Origin of the sequence: Aeribacillus sp. FSL M8-0254, assembly GCF_038008845.1 — a bacterium.
Taxonomy (GTDB): domain Bacteria; phylum Bacillota; class Bacilli; order Bacillales; family Aeribacillaceae; genus Aeribacillus; species Aeribacillus composti.
In genome coordinates, this window is the sequence record NZ_JBBOZY010000001.1 from 3,731,500 (window position 1) to 3,754,164 (window position 22,665).

The following is a 22,665-nucleotide window of genomic DNA, read 5'->3' on the forward strand; positions in this document are numbered from 1 at the left end:
TTTTCATGAGTAAAGACGATCATCAAATCTCAGCTTGCCCAGTAAAATCGACAGAACAAGTACCATTATCAAATGAAAATACCGATTTAGTTCTTACACCAGATGTTACTGTAACTCTTAAAACTCCTGTTGTATTAGCAGAAAAAACTATTCAAGTTGTAGTAGAGGCAGATATTCCACTTGATCCGCCAGCAACTGAAATTAAGAGAGTGACAAAAAACGTATTTTTGGAACAAGCGAAACTAGTACCTGTTAGATTTACACGTATTGGTACAACGGACTATTTTAGAGTAACTAGAGCGAAATTATTTGTATCAGGATTTATTCGCAAAGATATTGAATATGCTTCCAGAGACTGCAATGGAGCACTTCAAGACAGAATTGCAGACGTTCCGTTCTCTGGTTTTACAGAACTTGCAGACGCTGCTCCAACCGGGGATTTCCTTCTTTTCCCAATAATAGGAATTTCTGATCAAAGCAAAGCTCTCTTCTTAAATGAGAAAAATGACCTTGTTCCTCGTTTGGATAAATATTTCTTCCAAAATCTCGTCAAATATAATGAACAACCATACGGTGAATTAATAGCCGCAAACTTCTATGAACTTGATTTCTCACCAGTTAAAGTAGGACCTGAAGGCCAGTTTAAAACATTGCGCGAAAAAATCGTCTTAGATCTTACTGTGAAATTATTACAAGTTCAACAATTTCAAACTACAGCTACACAAGTAACTCCTAGTTTCCCTGAAGGAACTTTAGATGCGCCGCAAACAGATCTAAACACAAATAACTAGTTCAGAAGCCGTGACTTTTTGGGTCATGGCTTCTACTTTTCTTTTTAACTGTTATTTCTTCGCTTTCTCGTTAAAAGAAAATTTAAGCCCTTTATCGGCTGAACCTGCTGCGAGAGCTCAGGCTTTCCTAAACGTTTTCCCTTGTTCACTCACTGCAGCTCTAAGCGTAGCTTATTTGCCATTATCTTGAGTAACTCTGATATGTTCCAGTGCTTTTGCGCCGCTCTTAGTATTCAGTCATGTTAGGTTGTTCATCGATTTCTCGAAAGACAGCCCAATCACCAGGATGGACTCACGGTTTGGAAAAATACGAATCTCTTCAATGAGTTGTTCCACACGCTCGGTAAGTCTCAAGCGGTTTCTGCAGCGTTTAGGAAACGCAAGAACAGCAGAGGCATCATCAAAGTCCGTGTATAATCTTCCATCACCTGATTGCGTACAGTTTAATTTCTGAGACATAAAATCACTCTGATGAGTTCAGGCCGCAAAGCGGCAATAACGCAAGTATGGAGTTGAATTTTCTACAGGTGCAGTCCGTCAATATGTATACATACATGAGAATACGTACATGAAGCTGTAGTGTTGAGGAAAATGTTCCGGAATGTTGCTCGGTCATAAAATCTCCCTCTCGCATTTAAAATGGACAAGCACAATGGGCTTGTCTAAAAATTATTGTTTCTTTCCCTCTACTCTTTCACGATAAGATCCAGCTTTCGTTTTAGTTACAGTATCAACTTTGGAATATGTCTCCCCATTAGTTTCACCTGTATTCAAGGATGTCACATCCTTTTATATAGTCGATTTATCCGCTTATATGATTTATCCGATAAAATTCGCATGCTACACGGAAATGGACAATAATTGATTTTTTATTAAATTTTGTTTCCAACTTCTGATTAAAGGATAATCTTTGTAATCAATTTCCTTCTTTCATAGTTATTTAAGAATTTTTACAAAACAAAAAAACAGCCTAACTAATCTAGTTAGACTGTTTATATTAACAAACTTATTCACTTATAACACGATTTTGCAAACTTTATTAGACGGTCTAAAAGAAAACCATCGGTTCTCTTCCATGAGAAATACTTTAATTAATGGTCTTCCAGTAACTTTTTATCTTCATCACACATACAATTTCAACTTGTTTATAATATCGACGACAGCGTTAAATACATTGAAAAAATTGAGAAACTATGGTAAATTAGTAAAGAAACACATTTTGTTTAAATTATAAAAATAGTGTCCCTATTATAATTATAAAACATAAATCCTCTTCAGTCAATCCCCATTTTTATTTTTTAAAGTCCTGCGGTAATATGTCAAGGTGAAAAATCATAGAAATTGGAAATTCCCTTGTCCGATGATCCGAAAAAAGGCAATACTGAAGAAACCCAGTATTGGTACATGTAATAAACTGGGTCTAAAGGTTGATATTGGTATACCAGATCGATCCTCTTATCGATCTTCCCCCTTTCTTGGCGTGTAGATTTGACCGTTGCGTAGCAGCGCATCGATCACACGCACGAGTTTTCTAGCGGTGAGGACGAGGGCTCGTTTATGTTGGTGTTTGGGCACTTCCTCATACTTCTTCCGGTAGTACGCACGAAACGTCGCATCATGCCGTTGCACCGAGTTGGCAGCCTCCACTAGGTAGTAACGGAGATAGCGATTGCCGGAACGAATGAGGGAGGTGTCCTCGGCTTGAAAACGGCCCGATTGGTGCTTGGACCATGTCAAGCCGGCATATTTTGCCAAGGCGGCCTGGTTGTGAAACCGCTCGATTTGCCCGATTTCGGCCAGGATGCCTGCGGTATAAACCGGTCCGATGCCTGGGATGGTTTGCAGTGTGTTCGGAATGCCTTCAAGATGGCGGGTAATGGCTTTATCGAGCTCTTTGAGCTGCGATTGCAGGCTGCGGATTGATTGAATCGACAGCCCTAACAGCAAGTCGATGGAATCCTCGACACACTTGGACAACCGATACGACGAACGGGCCGCCTTTTGAATCGACTTGGCGATGCATTCCGGATCGGCAAAGCGATTGCGCCCTTTTTGGCGCAGGAAGTCGGCCAACTGCTTGACATCCATTTGGCAGATGTCATCGAGGCTCCACGACTCAAGCAGCAGTTCGAGAATGGCATGTCCGAAGATCGAACTGTCCACCTCTTGGGTAAAGGAACTGCATTTGTAAAACAAGTGCTGGAGAAAATACTGTTTCTCACGGGTTAACTGGTGGACGAGATGATATCGCATGCGTGTCAGTCGCTGAAGCGCGAGAAACTGCTCCTTGAGGACAGCCGTCATCTTCAGACGGCCGAAGCGAAGCCGATCCGCAATGATCCAAGCATCGATGTCATCCGTTTTCTCCAAGTCGACATAGGCTTCTTTAAACTTGCGAATGAGCTTTGGATTGATCGTAAACACCTTGACGTTCCAAGCCTGCAAGGCCTCCTGCTGGTGGAAAAACATAGCTGGATGCCAACTGTAGACCGAGGTGGCTTCCATCCCGATGAGAATTTCGGTTGGCTTTCGCTTGTTAGCCCACAGGAGGATTTGATCCCGAAGGAAGGTGGCGCCCAGAAGATGATTATCCACTTTGAAGCGTGCGCACGTATTTCCTTCATGATCCATAATGCAGGTGGCTAAGTCGCGTGAGCTCACGTCGATCCCGACGTAGAGTTTCATGAGATCACCTCCTATTGTTGTAGGATCGAGGGGTTGGACTCTTCGGGATGCCCCCGGATCGCGCCTGTTGACCAGTCACCCTCGCATATGAGAACTCACGTTGGACCATGGGCTGCCCTGGAAGCTGCTCCTTCCAGCATGGGGAAAACCAACGGGAACAGCCTGCGGGTTAGACGTCCAAACAGGGGCCGGGGAGACAGACTTTACAAGTAGTCGAAGCTACAGGAGTGAGAAGAGTATCCCCGATGATCCTAAGACCATTATCCAGGAACATTGAGAAAAGTCCAACCCCGGTACGCTGAACCCTTTGTGGGAGGGGCGCGCCCCTCCCACAAAGGTAACCACCCAAGATATGCGATTGTCAAGGAGCGTATCGGACTGGAAATTCGATAAAAAAACTTTCTGAAACTTAGTATATGAGGAGTGCTTAATATGAATACAGAACTTCGGCAGGAGCAAGAACGATTGGACAGCATAATGGCGATCATTGTGGAGCAAATCGGCATGCTGGAAAACGAAACCTCCCAGCGTCGAAAAGAAGTGATTGATTTCCGCAAACATTTTTGGGATGACGTCAAGGTGAATACAGATACGTTCGACGATTATCTTGAGACGATCATCGCCTTGAGACAACAGGCACAGAACCTGTCCGTGAGCCAAAGCACCCACAGACAAGCCTTCAAGAGGTTGTCCACCCTGCGCCGCATGCAGGAGGTGCCTTATTTCGGTCGAATCGATTTCATTGAGGAAGGGTCTTCAACTGCTGAACGAATCTATATCGGTATCTCCACGCTCACGGATACAAGCGGAGAGAACATCCTGATCTACGACTGGAGGGCGCCGGTCTCGAGTGTCTACTACGATTACGCGCCCGGCCCGGCCGAATATACTACTCCCGGAGGCACAGTCCGCGGCATGCTGGAGAAAAAGTGGCAATATATCATCCGCGGCGGCGTTATCAAGTCGATGTTCGATACGAGTCTCACCATTGGAGACGACATTTTACAGCAGGTGCTTGGCAGAGTGACAGACAAACATATGCACAACATAGTGGCCACCATTCAACGGGAACAAAACCAGATCATCCGTCATGATCGCGGGCGGCTGCTCATCGTGCAAGGACCCGCCGGCAGCGGCAAGACATCGGCCGCTCTGCAGCGGATCGCTTACTTGCTCTACAAGTATCGGGATAAGCTGAGAGCAGATCAAATCATTTTATTTTCACCTAATTCGATGTTTAACAGCTACGTATCCAATGTGCTGCCCGAACTAGGCGAAGAGAATATGCAGCAGGCCACCTTCCAGGAATATTTGGAATATCGGCTGAGCAAAGAATTTCAAATCGAGGGTCCATACGAGCAATTGGAATATGTGTTGACTGAAGCGGATGACTCTTTATACCGGACTAGAACTGCGAGCATCCGATTCAAGGCATCAACCCGTTTCTTCGAGACGATTAAAACATACTGTAAGTCGCTGGAATTATCCGGCATGCTATTCAAAGATATTCTATTTAGAGGAAAACCGATCATCACCGCCAAACAAATCACAGAAAGGTTTTATAGCAGCGACACCTCGCTCCGTTTTCACAGCAGACTTGAAAAGCTGGCAGATTGGCTAAACAAGCAAATCGATGAAGCGGAGAAGCTTGAACGGACTAAGCCATGGGTGCAGGAAGAAATCGAGCTGCTTAGCAACGAGGATTATCATAAAGCTCATACTCTCTTACGGAAAAAACGCGGCTTGAAAGGAGAATCATTAAACAACTATGAGAACGAGATCGAAGCGCTGGGCCAATTGATCGTTCGCAAGAAGCTGAAACCGTTGCGCAAACGGATCCGAACGCTTCGTTTCATCGACATGAAGGGAGTATACAAGCAGCTTTTCGCCGATCCAACGCATGTCAGTCAGTGGCTGGAAGGGGAAACACCCGAGGAGTGGGAGGATATTTGCCGATTGACTGTAAAAACGCTAGACGAAGGCAAACTGTTTTACGAAGATGCAACTCCGTATTTATTTTTGAAAGAGCTGATTCAAGGCTTTCAGACGAACGTCTCGATCAAACACGTGCTTGTAGACGAAGCGCAAGATTATTCTCCGTTTCAATTCGAATTTTTGAAGCGTTTGTTTCCTTCGGCGAGGATGACTGTGCTCGGCGACTTTAACCAAGCGATATTCGCTCATGCCAGTGAAACAGTCGATTTCCACACGCTTACCAGCCTATACGGACCGGATAAAACGGATTCGATCACCTTGACCCGCAGTTACAGATCCACAAGACAGATCATTGAATTTACGCGCGGACTCGTACCCGATGGCGAACGGATCACTGCTTTTGAACGCGACGGCGATAAGCCTGTGTTGACGAGAGTGTCCGATCAAGCTGAACTGCACCGCTGTATTGCTTCCAAAGTCGCGGACTTGCGGAAACGGGGATATAATACGATCGCGATTATATGTAAATCTGCTGCGGAAAGCACCGCCGCATACGAAGCACTGAAAAGAGTTGAAGATATAAAACTTGTGAAGAGCGGCTCTACCGAATATGAACAAGGTGTTGTCGTTATACCGGCGTATTTGGCGAAGGGCATCGAATTCGACGCCGTCATCATTTATAACGCTTCATCGCACGTATACGGCGTTGAGAGCCTGCGCAGATTGTTCTACACCGCCTGCACCCGGGCTATGCATTACTTGCAGCTTTACAGTGTAGGCGAACCGAGCCCCTTTTTACAGAACGTTGTGCCGGGTAGTTTCCTTCAGATCCCGGGTTAACACGGGACTGGTCTGGTGTCTGAAATGTATCACTGTCATTAAACGGCCATATATGATATAAAAAACCACTTGCCAGCAATACTGTGTTGGTAAATAAAATCAGAGGCAATTTGCAAAATAATAGCCCTTGCATAGAGGGTCTCCGTTAAAATGAAAATGCGATCCAACATTTGAAAGGAGAAACTCCATGCAAGAGCACATTCAATAGAAAAAGCAAACATTCAAAAACAATAGGCAGCGATTTTGTTCTTTTTATCTGAGTAATGATCACCCTTCAAATAGCTTAACAACACCGCAAGCCTTAGGAAAACACGGTCATTATGTCCATCCCATGTCCTTGGAAAGCTGTTGAGTTTTTCATCCTAACAAGCCTCGCAGCAGTTAGTAATCGTAAATTGGTTTTCCCAATCCTTGTTTCCTAAACGTTCCCGGTACAATGGTCACTACAGAGCATGTCGCTGGATTAAATGACAGATTTTATCGTTTCTTTTAGCACTGAAACGGAATAATTAAATTGTTCTTTTTCCTTTTCGTTTAGTTCAATTTCGATTATTTCTTGAACACCGTTACGATTAAGTTTGGCAGGTACTCCAATATATACATCATTTTGTCCATATTCACCTTCTAGATAGGAAGATACTGTCAGGATACTATTTTCATTTTTAAGAATTGCTTTTGTAATTCGGACAAGGGACATTCCTATTCCATAGTATGTTGCCCCTTTTCGCTCAATGATATGATAAGCAGCGTCACGGACGTTTACGAAGATTTCCTCTAAACATTCTTTCTTTAAATCTTTCTTTCTCTCTAAAACATCATCAAGATTCTCTATTCCGATCTTGGCATGGCTCCAAACTGGAAGCTCGGTATCTCCATGTTCCCCTATGATAATTGCATGAATATTTCTTGTATCCACATTGAAATACTTCCCTAATTCAAATCTTAGACGTGCAGAATCTAAGACTGTTCCTGAGCCAATGACGCGTTCCTTTGGCAGTCCTGACTCCTTCCAAGTGACATAAGTTAAGATATCTACTGGATTTGTTGCCACTAAAAATATGCCATTAAATCCACTTTTCATAATCTCTTTTATAATTTGTTTAAATATTCGCGTATTTTTCTCAACTAACTGCAATCGGGTTTCACCTGGTTTTTGTGCCAATCCCGCAGTGATAACAACTAAGTCCGCATTGGCGCAATCTTGATAAGAACCGCTCCATACCTTTATTGGCGAAGGTGCAAACGGCACTCCATGATTAAGATCCATCGCCTCGCCTTCAGCTTTTGCTTCATTTATATCAATTAAAACTAATTCCTCAACGACCCCCTGATTAATTAGTGAATAAGCATAACTGCAGCCTACAGCTCCTGTTCCAACGATTACAACACGATTTACTTTTTCTTTATTCATGGTTATACATCCTCCTTAAAATGTTATATGATTAAAATAGTAGCCAGCTAACTAATCCAATTACAGCAAGCAAACATAAGCTATATTTAATTGTCACTTTAAATAAATCACTTTCTTTTCCTGCAAATCCAACTGCCGCAGCTGCAACTGCAATTGATTGAGGTGAAATCATTTTAGCCATTGTACCACCCATTACATTGACAGCAACCATCGTTTCGGGTGCTATTCCAATTTGTGAAGCAGTGACAGCTTGAAGTGGAGCAAATAAGGTACCGCTGTTTACAACAGATCCTGTTAAAAATACTCCTAACCACCCCAGCACTGGCGAGAATAAAGGAAATACCTTACCTGTTGAAGCAAATGCTAAGCCTAATGTTGATGACATGCCAGAGTAAGTACAAATATAAGCAAAAGCAAGTACACTGCAAATGGTTAGAACAGGTGATACTAATTCTTTTGAAGTTTCTTTTGCGATTTCTCTAAGCTGCTTATTGCTGCAGCGAAAAAGAATGCTTGCGACAATGATTGTCATTACAATCGCTGTTGTCGTAGATGAAAATAAATCCAACTTAAATACCGCAGCCATTGGAGCATCTTGCGTCACAATTGGTGCATGTTTTATAACTAAGTTGTCCAATCCTGGAATTGGAAACAACAACACTAGCTTTTCTAAAAGGCCGCCTGGGAGAAATAATTTTTTAAAAAATGGTAGATTAAACAAAGTAACACATATGGTTAAAAATACAAATGGCAACCAAGCATAAGCGATTTTCCCAAAAGAATACTTAATTTGCTTATCTACCGCTTTCTCTCTATTTACACGGTAAATTTCTTTAGGTTTCCATACTTGTAAAAATAAAGTTAATACTACTAAGCTCACAATCGCTGCAAAGATGTTTGCTAGTTCTGCCCCTAAAAAAGTGAGAACAAGTGCCTGTGTAAGCCCAAATGAACCCCCGCTTACTAAAATGGCTGGGAAGGTTTGTCTAATTCCTTTGAATCCATCAATGATAAATATCAGCAGGAATGCTACGACAATACTTAATGCAGGAAGGACCAATGCTGTATATCTTCCCACAACTAGACCATCCAAATTTGTAAGGAGGGCGGGAACAGTTACTGGAATCCCCATTGCTCCATATGCACCGCCTGCTATGTTTGCAATCAAACAAAGACCAGCTGCATATAACGGACTAAATCCAAGCCCTACTAAAATGGCTGCCGTTATGGCAACGGGTGCTCCAAATCCTGCAGCTCCTTCTAAAAATGCCCCAAATGAGAATGCCACAATAAGAACTTGCAATCTTTGATCCACTGTAATAAAAGAAATACTTTTTTCAATAATGGCAAATTTTCCGGTTTTTACTGTTATTTTATAAAGGAAAATAGCAGCAAATACGATTGATGCTACTGGCCATAAACCGACTAAAATTCCATATATCGCAGACATCAAAACTAAGATTGCAGGCATTTTATAAATAAAGACGGCAAAAATGCCTGCAGCAATTATGCTGAAAAGCCCTGCTATATAGCCTTTTAATTTAAATACTGTCAGCACAACAATAAAAACGATGATCGGAACGGCAGCTATAATAGCTGAAAGCCATATATTTCCCAATGGATTATAAACTTGCTCCCATACATGCATCTTGTTCAACCCTTTACTTTAAAATCGATGAAATCATTTTGTGATATATTTCACAATGTGTATTACTTCCTCCCCCTAAATTATTTATTTTGCTTACAAAGTTAGTATAACATCTATTTGTGAAATTTTTCACAATATATATGAAAAAAATATGAACTTTTGAGACATGTCGAGTGCGGTAATCACTAAAGATACGGGAATTGGGATGACAAAAGAGGTTCAAATGCGCATATTTGAATGTTTCTATAAAGCCGATCCATCAAGAAACAGATCAAATGGCGGGAGTGGATTAGGACTTTCCATCGTAAAAAAAATCATTGAAATGCATAAAGGTGATATACAGGTTGAAAGTTTACCTAAAGAAGGTACGGAAATAAAAGTAATATTACCAATAAACAATCCTGGCGCATAAAAGTGAATAAAAGATTACAATTACTTTCACAAGGATACCATTTTTTGAAAAACGGTATCCTTCTAGTTTCATTGAGAAAGAAAGTTGTTTAATCACTTCAAATTCTGGCAATTCTAGTGATATAGAAAGCACTTACGAAACCTCCTTATGTTTGTGTGGTAGCTAACATTATTGCCAGGTTTTCGTAAGTGTTTTCTTCTTTTTTGCCAAAATCACCAAAAGTAGTGATGAATCATACTTTTTTGATTCACTCCAATTCTAGGAGCAATTTAAGGCAATTTTTTGGTAAATATTAAATAGATATGAGAGATAGGAAGGACAAGTTATAACAACCTGTCCATCTCTTTCGACAATAATATTTAGCTATGTTTATAAAGGATATCCTTGATAAATCGGTACTATATGTCTGTTATTTTACTATTTTCGCCAACCATTTTTTATCAAGCACAACTTCAACTTTCTGCTTTACCACTATTTGTGGTACGGTTCACCGCGGTAATTTAAGAGGCAAAAAATTAGCACTGGGAATCAAATTTCTCAGTGCTTTTTAGCAAATCCATACATAATGGATTATTTATGTATGCGTTTCAAATTAATTATATCCAAGAAAACATTTACAGTATTCATTTTAATAACCTTATAAAATTTCCTTTCAGAATATTAAACATTTCATTTTTCTCTAATTTTTTTACATAAGATAGTTCACTAACTATATTTTCAATATACATTATACTATAAGTATTTCTAGTGTCCTTTGTGAATGGAGCATCACTTTCAATTAATATTCTGTCTAATGGAATTTTATTTACTATGTCCCTTCCTTTTTTAGTTGTTAACATATCCCCGTTTATAGAAAAATAATAATTGTTCTTTATTGCTCGATTCAACTCAGACATATTACCACTATACCAATGTAAAATAATCTTACCATTAAATTCAGCACCAATAATATCTATTACTTCTTTTTCTGCTTTCCTAGAATGAATACTTAGAATTTTATTACCGTACTTATTACAAGCTCTAATAATCTTTTCAAAAGTATCAGTTTGTAACAATTTCGATCTAGATGTGGTTTTACTGAAGTCAAGACCAATCTCACCTATATATCTGCAATTCTCCAACCTATCAAAAAATAAAGGAATTTGTTCTGGATATTGTTCTATTAATTCAGGATGTAAACCAAGTGCAAACCTAATATATTTATGTTCACCATACTTTTTCATTGCACGGTCATACAAATATGGTAAATTTGTTACTGCAATAGTGTATGATTTGTATTGTAAAATATGATTAATAATATTTTTTGTATCCTTATATAAATCCAAATGCATGTGTACATCAAAATAAAATTTTTTCACACTAATCCTCCAAGAAGGTTTTTAATTCATTCATTCCCCTAATATATAAGTCAGTAAACTTCTCCAAATCCGTTTTTATTGGACCAGCTTTTTGTATATTCAAAAAAGCGCGTTTCTTATCGAACTTTTTTAACCCTAACATATACGATGAATAATTAACTTTGGCTATGTCTTTACTTGTAAAGTCCACATCTCTATATCTTGTATCATCTTTAATTCCAGCTTTTAATATAGCAGCTCTCCTTATCACACACGGTAAACAGTAGCCACAATGGCAAGTATCTGTTTCACCATACAAAAATGGATGAGAACAAGACATTGTATTTATAATATTCTTTCGTAAAAATTCAATATTACTACACCCTTTTATCATTTCACCTTTTGTTTTAAACTGATATGGATTCGTTATATTTACATCGAGCTTTAGATTATTTAAAAGTTCTTGAAACATTGATAGGTAATAAGGATGTGTAGTTCTTGTACTACTACTTCCCAATCTTGAACTAGTAAGTGGAATATTTAACGATATTAAACCATTTTCCGGAACTATCAATTTCACTGTTTTTTTTGAAGAACTAGCAAGAACGACCGCATGACTAAAAAACATAAACGATCTAGTTCTAGTAGTTTCTTCAACTCCTTTTTTAGCACTAGCATAAAAAGAATAAAAGTTATTTTCCATTAAATTATATTTTTTAATTAACTTATTTCTAAGTATATCTTGAAATTCTTTTACTCCTTTCCCACCACCATAATGACTTACAAATAAAATATCACGTTCTAAATTGTCCTCTAATAAGTCAATTGCTCCTATAAATGAATCTAATCCACCCGAAAACATACAAACTTCATTAAAATCAATTTTATTTTTATTTACTTCTATACTATTCTTGTATTCTTTTTCTCTCTTAGTTAATTCTCTTTGTCTAAACTCTATTTCCCATGAATCACCACTTAAAAAACATAGCATTGCTTCTAATAAATTTTTATTCTTTACCCAAGCATCCTTATCTAAGACTGGAATATATAATTTAAAGTTTCTTGTCCAGCAATCATCTGTTGAATCTCTCGGAATAATTCTGTCTGCTCCATAAACAAATAACGAAATATATAACATATCCAAAGCTGTTTTAGTAAAAAAATTGGGGAGGTGTAGTAATTTCTTATTCCAAAATGTATATGTGAATATATTATTTTGATTTATATTGTAATCTATGTAATTATCATTTATCTTAAAACTATCTGCTTCATTGACTCTGCAAAGAATTTTTACTTGGCTCATATATACACCTCCAATACTTCATAGCATTCTATATAAATTTGTTTAATTATTGAATCAATACTAGGATCATTATAGTTTAATTTATTAAAAGCAACTTTTTTTAATTTAATGTTTACAGATTCCTTTATATATTCTTCTAGTTCTTTCTCTTTATCTAAAGCAACTTGGGAATTCTCTGCGTATTTTTCAAATCTGCTCTGTAAGTCATTTAGCATTCTCTCAAAAATATAATTACTTACAAATGAAGACATTACTTCGTTGAATATATTGTAAACGAGCACACTATTTCAGCTCATCAATTTCAAATTAATCCGGCTTATCATCTGAAATAATGTGCTTATTTTTCCACTTTATTTCAGAATGTGCAAAAATCAGTTCAAAATATTTCAGTGAATTTTAGAGAAAAGAAAACCCCTCTAAAAAGGGGCATCTAAACGTATATAATCCTGAATGTTAATTCGAACTTTATATATCTCATTAGGATGAAGGATAAACTTCACATCTTGATCTAAAGTAATAAACCAATCCAAATCTTTTTCCAAGAATGCTTTAAAATATCTATTTTGGATTCGCAGTTCAAAATGATATCCCTGCGCAATCCAATAAGCCTGTTGCCCAATCCAAACTCTCCATTCCAACTCATCATGGTTATAAACTAGAATCCCTCGCTTCATAACCCACTATCCTCTATGGCCAATCGGACGACTTCCTCATCGATTTGTTCTTTCTTTAATTGAAAACCAAATAACAAGCTGTTAATCGTTAATGTATTAATGACTCTGGGCCAACCTTGAGAACGTAATGCAATAGCTTCCAATGCTGATTCAGTAAATATCGGCATTTTCGCCCCTGCTATTTTTAGGTGGTGATTGATATATAAAATAATCTCCTCTTTCGGCAAAGGCTGGATTTCATACTTCAGAATGAGACGTTGAGCTAGCGGCCGGTGATGATTCATTGTTAGTCGAGTCTTAAGATGTGTCAATCCTGCCAAAATCAAGATAAACGGATTGGTCGAATCCATTTGAAAATTAAACAATAAGGCGATATCCTGCAAAAATGCATCCTTTGCCATATGCATTTCATCTAGAATAAATACAGGCGTCATTTTTCTCTCTCCAGCCATTCGTTCAATTCCTTGCTGAATCTGCCGAAAAAGGTCTACTTTACGAAACTTTGGCTCCTCCCCTAAACCATAGGCTAATCCACGATAGAAATCCATGACACCGCCTGTAGATAGCGGAAAATAAATGACATGATATAATGACGGATTCAACGTTTCCTTAAATGCTCTTAACGTAAATGTCTTGCCGACACCTGGATCACCAGTAAGAAGACCCATTCCTTTTGATTTCTGTAAATACGTTAAAGCATTTAATGCCCCTTTATAATCAGTCGATAAAAAAGCATCTTGTGGTCGCAAATCCTTTGAAAATGGTTCCCGAGCTAAGGAGTAGAAGGATTTATACACGATTGTTCTCCTCCTTCCTCTCTTCTTCAGCCAGTTGGGTAACAGAAAAAGGAGACCGAACTCGTTTAACATGGGCGTTATCTGTCATGGATACCGGTTTGGCTTCAGCCACTTTCTTGTCATCTTTAAAGATATAAACCCCGGTATCGTCAATTCTTACATCCACTGAATAGCCAATAAAATCTGCCGGGACCTCATAGAGCTGCTTGTTTAAACTGATCGTTCCATCCGCCTTCACTTTCCGTTGTTCTCTCTTCATAAAGATGGAATCGAGAATGGATGTGTCTTCTAAAAACGTGATACTCTCTAATTGAGAATGAAATACTTCATGTGGGGTTTTTCCATCTAATGATGCATGCTCCCTTCGATGATAGTCCTCCTCTAACCATCTCCAGAATCGTTCATTTAATTCTTCTAAGGACTCCACGGGTTCTGCTTTTAACAGCGGATAAAAACGTGTTTGAACCGTTTTAAAAAACCGTTCAATTTTGCCCTTACTTTGAGGGTCATAAGGCTGTGTGTGCGTGAGTGTAATCCCGAGTTGGGCACATGCATACTGCAGAGTTTCAGACCGATAGATTTTTCCGTTATCCGCATAAATGATGGCCGGTTTTCCTCTTCGAATAAGAGCTTCTTTTGTAACAATTCGTAAACCATCGAAGCCTTCTGATGTGAAAAATTGTGCGAATGGAACCAGCCTCGAACAATCATCAATATAAGCAATTAAAAAGGTCTTTTTTACTTTTCCTTTTATTTTGATATAGGGCCCATGAGATAAATCAGCTTGCCATAATATATTCACTTTTTCGTGGGCAAACCGTTTTCTTTCAGGAATTGCACTTAAAATTTTTCCTGAAAGGTTGTGTTTTTTTAATAAACGGTTTATAGTAGAGTATGAGATTTGGTTTCGGTTAATTTCTCCTTGCCGGATGAGTTGTTCATAAAAAACACTCACTGGCATATGGAGAAATTTTTTTCTTATGTCTAAAATATGGTCCTGGTCATCTGGGGATAATCTCCTCGAATTACCTCGATCTGCACGCTTCTTTGGCTTTAAAGCATCAAATCCATTTCGACGATAATTGAGAAGCCACTCTTTTACTGTTTTCACAGCTATTTTCCGTTCTCCATAATAGGGGATAGAGTGGACTTTTCCCTCTAATTCCTCAAAGTATTGCTTGGAATCAACCTGACCATTTAACAAAGGGGCGATGATTCCGTAACGAAATAAAGCTACTTGTTCTCTTTCTTTTTCAGTCATTGATTTATCCTCCTTTTTTTACTAAGAAGGACGACCGGTCATCCATAATCTCATTCTACCTTTTTCTCCATTTTTTGAACACGCAAAAGGTATGTGGGACTAAAAATATTTTTTATCCCCAAAAATATGGCAGAATTAATTTGCCATAAAGTAAGAGGAAAAATGACCCCACGACCTTCGTAAGAAGAGGGATTCTCCAAAATCGCGAATCATTTTCATATATTTTATGGCCTCTTTTTTCATATCTTTGGACAAACCCATTTCCTCCCCTAAATCCACAAAAAAGCTATGAATCCATCTTAATTTTTTTTGATACCGCCTCCAGTAAAAAGCAAGTAACTGTCGGCTTCCTTTAGACTTTTTCTTCTCTAAAAACTGTTCAATTCTCTTTAATATGATTTCTAGACTATGTTGAAAATAAGGGATTAGGAAGTCTGGAATAATAGAAAAAGTTTTTTTACAAGACAAGCAAATAATCCTACAAATAGGAATTTTAACTTCTTTTTCCTCCGCTATTGTATTTCTCCAATAATAGCCATGCCTATGTAGATTGCCCGAAGCCACACAGTTACAATTTGGACACTTGTCAAAAGTTGGAAATTTATTCTTTTTTCCATTTATGGCATATTCCTCAAGACTGATGCCAAAATCATGTAAAATAATCATAAAAAATACTCCCCCGTTCCAATATGCCAAAAATTTAGCACATTTTATGGGTAGAGTATATATCTAAATCTGGAGGAATTTGAAAATTTCACTAAGATTTCGGACGATATATCATGGAAATTTACAATATATCATCGTTCATTTTATCTAAAGCATTTATGTCCATATTATTTTCTTCAATATACTCATATAATTGAGATAAAGCTTGAATTGTAGCGTTTTTAGCAACAATATCTTCTTTAGTATTAGAATTAGGAGAAATCACATTTACCAATTCAGATAATAAAGCTTCTACACTTTTTCCTTTATATTCGATTTTTAAGCTTTCTAGTGTTTTAATTATGCCTTCGGAGATAATACTAGAAAGAAATCGCCCCAGTTGAATATTAGAATTTCTACCAGAAATAGCTCTATTGGCTGAATTTTTTGCTCCACCAGAGGCCTTAACATAGTTCCTTAATATCCTACTTCTATTATTTATTGATCCAGTTATATACTGTGACACTACTTTCTTAGTTTCCTGCCATGAGCCAAGAGTTTCCTTAGCACTTTTGTCCAAGGATTCCTCATATTCCTCCTCAAACCCTTCAGGTAATAAGGGATTTCTATCTTTAGGTCCATTATAAATACTTGAAGTACCCATCTATCTTACTCCCTTTTCTTAAATTCCTTTTGAATTGCAGCTGCAAGACTATTATTCTCCTTACTCCATTTATCAACTATTTCTTGGACTTCGCTATGTTTATTTGTATTTTCCATAAAATCCCTAATCAAAGGTAACATAGATAAACTAATTTTCTCCCCATGTAAAGAACTTAAATCACTTATAACATTTGTGTATAAAATCTCTTTTGTTTTCCCCCATTCTAGATATGACTTTAAAACTTCTTTATCTATTTTAGTTTCACTTATAATTTTTGAAAAAATAGATTGAAGTATTTCGACAGCTTCATAATCATTTACTTCAACAGCCCTTTGAATTGCTTCATTTCTTGCAGCTTTTGATTTACTTAATAATTTTTCAATTATTTGAATTGCATCCGGACTTAACTGTTCTACACCAAAATTGAGTTTTTCTGATAAAGATTCTCTTGCAAAGTAAAAGTACGGTCTAAGATCAACATTAGCCAGTTTAGGTTCGAGATTACACCAATCTTGAACCCATTTATCATCCTTCCAAACCTTTAATTCATTTTTTTCTTCCATTTCATTATTTTCTAATTGTTCTAAATCAGGGGAGCTGCCTTTCCCTTTAATTTGTAACTCAGCAATTTTCCTAAATAACGGGGATTTAAAATATTCAAGCAACATAACTTTAGCAAGAATTTTTCTATCCAATTTAATACTTTTATAACTTGCCATTTTTTCTCTCATTACTAATGAATTTAAAAAACGTTTACAATGTCTTGGGTTGCCATTTAGTCCATTTGCCAACACTGAAGATAATTGTTTAGCAATATTTATGCTTTCTTTAACTTTATCAGCGATATCAGGAGACTTTTCACTAATTAATTGGTATGTAATTGTGAAATCTAGGAAGTTTTCTAGCTTTTTTTGCTTTAAATATTCAATTATCTCTTCAAACTCACTATTATTTAAATCCTTTTGAAATAATAAGCATGTAATATAAAACTCTACTTCTCTCGAGTTTAATCTAGGAATTCTAATAGGATACTGAATTATCTTTTCTAGATATTCTTTTCCTATATTTATTTGTTGTCCTTCTATTTCATTAAATTTTCTCTTTACTGCATATGCAATATGTCTTTCATCAGCACCTATAATAAAAACGGAATTACCAGTAAATAAAAATAATCTAATTGCCTCTAAAGTATCTAAGATGGTATCTGGACTACAACGATCTAATTCATCAATAAATACAACCAATCTTTTTATTTTAGTTTCACTTAATAACTTTGAAAAATTACTTTGAAACTCCTTGATATTCTCTCTGATTTCTTTATTATCTAGTTCATCCTTTATGGATTGCATAACATCTTCCTTATTGATATCCTTAGTACTCTCACCTAATTTACCAATAACATCTGATATAGCGAAGTCAGCCAAAGTTCCTATACCACCAGTTAATAATATATCCCCGCCGTATTTCGCAGTCTTTTTTAATAATTTAAATTTGTCCACACTCTTATAAAGGCCAGTTATGAACTTTTTCGCAGTATCGTTTAGAGATCTTTTTGATTGAATTGTATCTAAAATTGTTCCTATTAATGCCGTTTTCGCATCTTCATATCCTTCAAATAGCCAGCCATTAAATACTAAACAAACTGTATCATCTTTCGCTTCAAATTCTTTCATACTCATCCTAATTAAACTTGACTTTCCACTTCCCCAGTCACCGTAAACTCCGATACTCGAGGGTAAAAGCGATTCATCTTCAATGATATCTTTAAGTATTTCTATTAAATAATCAAAGTCTAAAAAGTCTAACTCCGTTTCACTATCCTTCCACATTTTTATTCCCTCCTTTATTTCCATTAAAGCTTACTATTCTACTTCACTGTCCAACATCCAAACTCTTTTAATAGGAATCTCTTTTTTAATTTCATCACTTAATTTTTCATAGTTCTCAAAAATTTGTTGTATAATTGTTTTGGAGTCCCAAAGGCGAACTTTGAAAAATTGCTTAGGGATTTCCTTAGTGACAGAAGATTTAAAGCCGCTCCACGATACTAATAAGCCAAAATCTGCACTATAATTGCTCATTGTACCTATCAACTGATCTAATGTCGGTCTATCAAGAGGAGTATCAGAAGTCTTGACTTGGACACAAATTTTTGGATTTCCAAAACCTAACGTATCTGAAGCTGCTAATATATCCACACCGTGATCTGCACCTTCTGGACTTCTGTAAGTAGTAAAGCCTTTTGCTTTCAAAATTTCTTCAATTAAAATTTCCATCTTATGTCCTTTAAAACGCTGTATAATTCTTTCAGAAATTTGATCGTATATATATTCTTCTAAATCTATTGAAACTGTTTCTTCATTTTCCTCTACTAGTTCCTTTACATTTTTATTTTTTGGTACATGCCAATTATTTTTACGCATTTCTCTAATACGCTCTTCAGCATTATTTCTATGTATTTTACAGACCGTCATAAAGGCTCCTAATGAATACAATATATCCTGATCAAATCGATCCCTTGGTATATCTTTAGCAATCCAATTTACATTCCGGTAATGATAATACGGACTGCCAAGTGACTCATCATATACATAGTCACCGATAACTTCCCCTATATGTATGGTGCGATTAAATTTTGAAGGCAAGACTACTAAATCTCCTTGCTCCATTGCATGTGCAATTGGCCAAATTTGAGAAGCCCAGTTGATCGCTGTTTTTTCTCTATCTAAATCATAGTGTTCGATTAGTCGTTTATATAAATCCTCTTTGGAAGTAATCTCTTTTAGATTAATATTTAAATCATCCCAAGTAAGATATACCCTTCCATCTTCTAAAAATTTGTTTTCGAACTCCCCTTGTTTTCCTGCACGAAATAACCAAACAGTCATTATGTAACTCCTTTCTTTGACGTAGCATAATAATTTTCTTGATAATAAAAGAAAACGTCAGTCACCTCTAAAAAAATTTCTAGAAATGACTGACACTGATGCACTTAAACTTCATATTCACCTTTAGATTCCGCAGCCTGCAGCGTATTCCAATCTCTTACTTCAGTATGCTCCGCCATTAATTCTGCTTGACGCATAACTGTGTCTAAAGCTTTTTTCGCTTGTTCTGGTGGATAATCATACTTCTTCAATAGTCGCTTAATAATTCTCCTCATTCCTGCACGGGCGCTTTTTCGAACATGCCAGTCAATGGTCATGTTACGTCGGATTGCTTGGGTCAGTTCATTGGCGATTTTACGTAAGACTTCATCTTCCATTAACTCTTTAACTATAGACTCAGATGTTAAAGCATCGTAAAAGGCAATTTCATCTTCATTTAAACCGAGATCTTTTTCTTCTTCTCGTTCTTTTTTCATGTCCTTTGCCATTTGAATTAGTTCTTCGATTACTTCGGCGTTTGTAATGGCTTGGTTTTTATATTTGTTCAGCGACTGTTTCAGTTTTTCCGAGTATTTTTGGGATTTGACAAGGTTGCGTCTTTCCATTGTTTTGATGTTGCCTTCCAGCAATTTTTTAAGCATTTCAAGGGCTAAATTTTTATATTCATATGAACGTACTTCTTCGAGAAATTCTTCCGATAATATAGATACATCCGGATGTTTCAATCCCATCACTTCAAATACATCAACTACTTCTTCTGAAATAATGGAACGTTCGAGTAATTGATTCACGCGGGCTTCGATTTCTTTTTTCGTCTTTCGCTTCGGCTGTTTTTCTTGAAGTTTATTAAGGCTAGCCTTAACCGCTTTAAAATAACTAACTTCAAGAGCTGCTGCTTTTCCTTCATCTGTCGCTGCACAAAGTGAATGCGCCTTCGCAAGCTCGGTTGCGGTCTTTTTGAATTCTTTTTGTTCTTTTTCACTCTTACCAAAAATGACATTCATTCCGCCAGTGATGGCTCGAATACGGCCTGCTTGAGATGAACCCATATAAGCAGAGTAATCAAACCCATGCATCATATCTTGCAGGATTTCAAGTTTCTCTTTCATCACAGCAATTGCAGCCGATGTATCGATACCCGTTGTTTTCTTATCACTTTCGGTATATTGATTTAAAGCTTTCTTTAAGCTTTCTAATATTCCAATATAATCGACAACTACTCCACCTGATTTATCTTTAAATACACGGTTTACCCGTGCGATTGCCTGCATGAGATTATGACCCTTCATCGGTTTATCGATGTACATCGTATGCATGGAAGGTACGTCAAATCCAGTCAGCCACATATCACGTACAATGACGATTTTTAGTTCATCACTATTATCTTTCATTCTTTTTGCCAATAAATCCCGCCGTTTTTTTCCACCAATATGCGGCTGTAGGAAATCATCCTCTCCAGCACTGCCTGTCATGACGACTTTAATTTTACCTTTATCATCATCATCTGAATGCCAATCTGGACGTAATTTGACAATTTCGTTATAAAGTGCGACACAAATACGGCGACTCATACAGACGATCATTGCTTTTCCGTCAATTGCTTTTGCCTTTTCTTCGTAATGATTGACTATATCTTTTGCCAATTGTTTTATGCGGTTAGGTGAACCGACGATGGCTTCGAGCCTCGACCATTTGGACTTGTATTTTTCACGTACTGATTCTTCCTGATCTTCGGTAATCTCTTCAAATTCTTCATCGATCTTAGCTAATTCTTCTTCATTAGCTTCCAAGCGGATAATACGGTTTTCATAATAAATTTTTACCGTTGCTTCATCTTCCACAGCTCTTGTCATATCATAAATGTCAATATAATTACCGAAAACAGCGGGCGTTGACTTATCTTCCAGCTCAATTGGTGTTCCTGTAAAACCGATAAAGGAAGCATTCGGAAGTGCATCACGAAGATATTTTGCATATCCATATTTCACTTCGCCTGTTTTCGTATCTGTCTTTGCAGAAAAACCATATTGACTGCGATGAGCTTCATCCGCAATAACAATCACATTTTTACGATCGGTTAAAACCGGCATTTCGCCTTCTTCCGGTTTGAATTTTTGAATCGTTGTAAAAATAATACCGCCTGATTCCCGGTCATTTAGAAGATCATATAATCCGTTTATCTCTTTGGATTTTTCATTTGCCTGTTGTTTTTTCTGTTCTTCATTCAATTTGCGGACATCTGCTTGTTTCGGTGTTTGTCTTAAAATATCCTTTGATTTAGAAAATGTCGAAAATAATTGGTCATCTAGATCGTTGCGGTCAGTAATTACTACAATAGTTGGATTATTTAGCTCTTTGACAAGCTGTGCTGTATAAAAAACCATCGAAAAACTTTTACCCGAACCTTGTGTATGCCATATAACACCGATTTTACGGTCTCCATTCTCACTGGTCGCTATTTTTGTCTTTTCCACCGCTTTTTTTACCGCAAAATATTGGTGATAGGCAGCGAGAATTTTGGCAATCGTTTTTCTTTCGCCGATTTTCTTCCCATTTTCATCCCGTTCTTCTTCTTTGGATTCCTGAAAGAGAATAAAGTTTTCAATAATATCAATAAGCCGGTCTTTTGCCAGCATCCCTCTTAACAACACTTCATATTGCGGCACTTCAAGTGGTTCAATGTTTTCCCCATCCACCGTCCGCCAATTCATAAAACGTTCTTGACTTGCGGTAATCGTTCCCGCTTTCGCATTAATCCCATCGGATAAAATACAAAACGCATTGTAGTAAAATAAAGATGGAATATCTCGTTTATAGGTTTGAATCTGTGCATAGGCATTATCGATACTCACATTTTCATCGGATGCTGATTTTAATTCGATAACGACGAATGGGATGCCATTTATAAAAATAACTAAATCCGGGCGGCGTTCTTCTTTTTCAACGACCGTAAACTGATTTACTACCAAAAAATCATTATTAGCTGGTTCTTCAAAATCAATCAAGAATGCCTTCATCGAACGGCTATGACCATCTTGATGAAACGACACATCAATGCCTTCAGTGATTAATTTGTGAAAATGACGGTTGTTTTCTTCTAAGCTTGGACTATTAAAAGCTATAATTTGCCGAAACGCTTCTTCTATTGCTTCCTGTGGCAAATGGCGATTATGTTTAAACAAAGCATCTTTTACACGGTCTTCTAAAATAACTGTACGATAATCTTTGCGTTCCGGTCTTTCCCCATCACAACTAATGTCCGGACCAAAGACATAGTCATACCCAAGCTCCAGAAGAATTTCTATAGCTGCATCTTCCAGCTTATCTTCCGTAAAATTTTCTAAAAAACTCATCCCACTCTCCCCTTTCGCAAT

Annotated in this window: 16 protein-coding genes and 1 pseudogene; 3 read left to right on the top strand and 14 right to left on the bottom strand. The window is 37.3% G+C overall.

All coding sequences use genetic code 11. The features are described 5' to 3' along the window. The first annotated feature begins 5 nt into the window (after positions 1-5). Positions 6-791 (top strand): CsxC family protein, encoded by a 786-nt coding sequence (locus NSQ44_RS18000; protein WP_340857971.1) that lies wholly within the window; start codon positions 6-8, stop codon positions 789-791. A gap of 282 nt (positions 792-1,073) precedes the next feature. Here the strand turns inward: NSQ44_RS18000 and NSQ44_RS18005 are convergent. Beyond that, positions 1,074-1,196, bottom strand: a pseudogene (locus NSQ44_RS18005) (IS256 family transposase); the annotation flags it as partial. Positions 1,197-2,246: 1,050 nt separating this feature from the next. Further along, entirely contained in the window at positions 2,247-3,476 is a 1,230-nt protein-coding gene (locus NSQ44_RS18010; RefSeq protein WP_027725928.1) for an IS110 family transposase, read from the bottom strand. A 432-nt stretch (positions 3,477-3,908) separates the two neighbouring features. Between NSQ44_RS18010 and helD the strand changes: the two genes are divergently transcribed. Further along, positions 3,909-6,251 carry an RNA polymerase recycling motor HelD gene (gene helD / locus NSQ44_RS18015; RefSeq protein ID WP_340857974.1) on the top strand — a complete coding sequence of 781 codons (2,343 nt, stop codon included), beginning with the start codon at positions 3,909-3,911 and terminating at the stop codon, positions 6,249-6,251. 463 nt (positions 6,252-6,714) lie between these two features. On the opposite strand, the gene NSQ44_RS18020 is transcribed toward helD, so the two are convergent. Further along, entirely contained in the window at positions 6,715-7,662 is a 948-nt protein-coding gene (locus tag NSQ44_RS18020; protein WP_066251795.1) for an L-lactate dehydrogenase, read from the bottom strand. A 31-nt stretch (positions 7,663-7,693) separates the two neighbouring features. After that, complete coding sequence (locus NSQ44_RS18025) at positions 7,694-9,310, bottom strand: lactate permease LctP family transporter (RefSeq protein WP_340857976.1); 1,617 nt, start codon at positions 9,308-9,310, stop codon at positions 7,694-7,696. A 166-nt stretch (positions 9,311-9,476) separates the two neighbouring features. Between NSQ44_RS18025 and NSQ44_RS18030 the strand changes: the two genes are divergently transcribed. Beyond that, positions 9,477-9,722, top strand: a complete 246-nt coding sequence (locus tag NSQ44_RS18030; RefSeq protein ID WP_445659516.1) for an ATP-binding protein — start codon at positions 9,477-9,479, stop codon at positions 9,720-9,722. Between the two features lie 623 nt (positions 9,723-10,345). On the opposite strand, the gene qatD is transcribed toward NSQ44_RS18030, so the two are convergent. From qatD to NSQ44_RS18080, 10 genes are all read right to left on the bottom strand, one after another. Next, complete coding sequence (gene qatD, locus NSQ44_RS18035) at positions 10,346-11,080, bottom strand: Qat anti-phage system TatD family nuclease QatD (RefSeq protein WP_340857979.1); 735 nt, start codon at positions 11,078-11,080, stop codon at positions 10,346-10,348. A 1-nt stretch (position 11,081) separates the two neighbouring features. Continuing rightward, on the bottom strand, positions 11,082-12,362 hold the full coding sequence (qatC, locus tag NSQ44_RS18040) for a Qat anti-phage system QueC-like protein QatC (RefSeq protein WP_340857983.1): 1,281 nt from the start codon (positions 12,360-12,362) through the stop codon (positions 11,082-11,084). 416 nt (positions 12,363-12,778) lie between these two features. Then, positions 12,779-13,036, bottom strand: coding sequence for a DUF5348 domain-containing protein (locus tag NSQ44_RS18045; protein ID WP_041846797.1), 258 nt, complete (start codon positions 13,034-13,036; stop codon positions 12,779-12,781). Next, positions 13,033-13,833, bottom strand: a complete 801-nt coding sequence (locus tag NSQ44_RS18050; protein ID WP_044898957.1) for an ExeA family protein — start codon at positions 13,831-13,833, stop codon at positions 13,033-13,035. Before NSQ44_RS18050 ends, NSQ44_RS18045 begins: the two co-directional genes overlap by 4 nt. Then, the gene (locus NSQ44_RS18055) at positions 13,826-15,094 is read right to left on the bottom strand and encodes an IS481 family transposase (RefSeq protein WP_044898958.1); all 1,269 of its coding nucleotides are present in this window, start codon (positions 15,092-15,094) and stop codon (positions 13,826-13,828) included. Before NSQ44_RS18055 ends, NSQ44_RS18050 begins: the two co-directional genes overlap by 8 nt. A gap of 135 nt (positions 15,095-15,229) precedes the next feature. Then, the gene (locus tag NSQ44_RS18060) at positions 15,230-15,760 is read right to left on the bottom strand and encodes a DUF6431 domain-containing protein (RefSeq protein WP_094244283.1); all 531 of its coding nucleotides are present in this window, start codon (positions 15,758-15,760) and stop codon (positions 15,230-15,232) included. 121 nt (positions 15,761-15,881) lie between these two features. After that, complete coding sequence (locus NSQ44_RS18065) at positions 15,882-16,403, bottom strand: hypothetical protein (RefSeq protein WP_340857987.1); 522 nt, start codon at positions 16,401-16,403, stop codon at positions 15,882-15,884. A gap of 5 nt (positions 16,404-16,408) precedes the next feature. Continuing rightward, the gene (locus tag NSQ44_RS18070; protein WP_340857991.1) at positions 16,409-18,232 is read right to left on the bottom strand and encodes a KAP family P-loop NTPase fold protein; all 1,824 of its coding nucleotides are present in this window, start codon (positions 18,230-18,232) and stop codon (positions 16,409-16,411) included. Between the two features lie 33 nt (positions 18,233-18,265). After that, complete coding sequence (locus tag NSQ44_RS18075) at positions 18,266-19,291, bottom strand: restriction endonuclease (RefSeq protein WP_340857995.1); 1,026 nt, start codon at positions 19,289-19,291, stop codon at positions 18,266-18,268. Between the two features lie 104 nt (positions 19,292-19,395). Next, positions 19,396-22,644, bottom strand: a complete 3,249-nt coding sequence (locus NSQ44_RS18080; protein WP_340858000.1) for a type I restriction endonuclease subunit R — start codon at positions 22,642-22,644, stop codon at positions 19,396-19,398. Between the last annotated feature and the right edge of the window lie 21 nt (positions 22,645-22,665).

Coding starts and splice junctions, on each gene's coding strand:
- NSQ44_RS18065 (WP_340857987.1), bottom strand. CDS start 16,403: ATGGGTACTTCAAGTATTTATAATGGACCTAAAGATAGAAATCCCTTA.
- NSQ44_RS18075 (WP_340857995.1), bottom strand. CDS start 19,291: ATGACTGTTTGGTTATTTCGTGCAGGAAAACAAGGGGAGTTCGAAAAC.
- qatC (WP_340857983.1), bottom strand. CDS start 12,362: ATGAGCCAAGTAAAAATTCTTTGCAGAGTCAATGAAGCAGATAGTTTT.
- NSQ44_RS18045 (WP_041846797.1), bottom strand. CDS start 13,036: ATGAAGCGAGGGATTCTAGTTTATAACCATGATGAGTTGGAATGGAGA.
- NSQ44_RS18070 (WP_340857991.1), bottom strand. CDS start 18,232: ATGTGGAAGGATAGTGAAACGGAGTTAGACTTTTTAGACTTTGATTAT.
- NSQ44_RS18030 (WP_445659516.1), top strand. CDS start 9,477: ATGTCGAGTGCGGTAATCACTAAAGATACGGGAATTGGGATGACAAAA.
- NSQ44_RS18010 (WP_027725928.1), bottom strand. CDS start 3,476: ATGAAACTCTACGTCGGGATCGACGTGAGCTCACGCGACTTAGCCACC.
- NSQ44_RS18055 (WP_044898958.1), bottom strand. CDS start 15,094: ATGACTGAAAAAGAAAGAGAACAAGTAGCTTTATTTCGTTACGGAATC.
- NSQ44_RS18020 (WP_066251795.1), bottom strand. CDS start 7,662: ATGAATAAAGAAAAAGTAAATCGTGTTGTAATCGTTGGAACAGGAGCT.
- NSQ44_RS18080 (WP_340858000.1), bottom strand. CDS start 22,644: ATGAGTTTTTTAGAAAATTTTACGGAAGATAAGCTGGAAGATGCAGCT.
- NSQ44_RS18000 (WP_340857971.1), top strand. CDS start 6: ATGAGTAAAGACGATCATCAAATCTCAGCTTGCCCAGTAAAATCGACA.
- NSQ44_RS18060 (WP_094244283.1), bottom strand. CDS start 15,760: ATGATTATTTTACATGATTTTGGCATCAGTCTTGAGGAATATGCCATA.
- NSQ44_RS18025 (WP_340857976.1), bottom strand. CDS start 9,310: ATGCATGTATGGGAGCAAGTTTATAATCCATTGGGAAATATATGGCTT.
- helD (WP_340857974.1), top strand. CDS start 3,909: ATGAATACAGAACTTCGGCAGGAGCAAGAACGATTGGACAGCATAATG.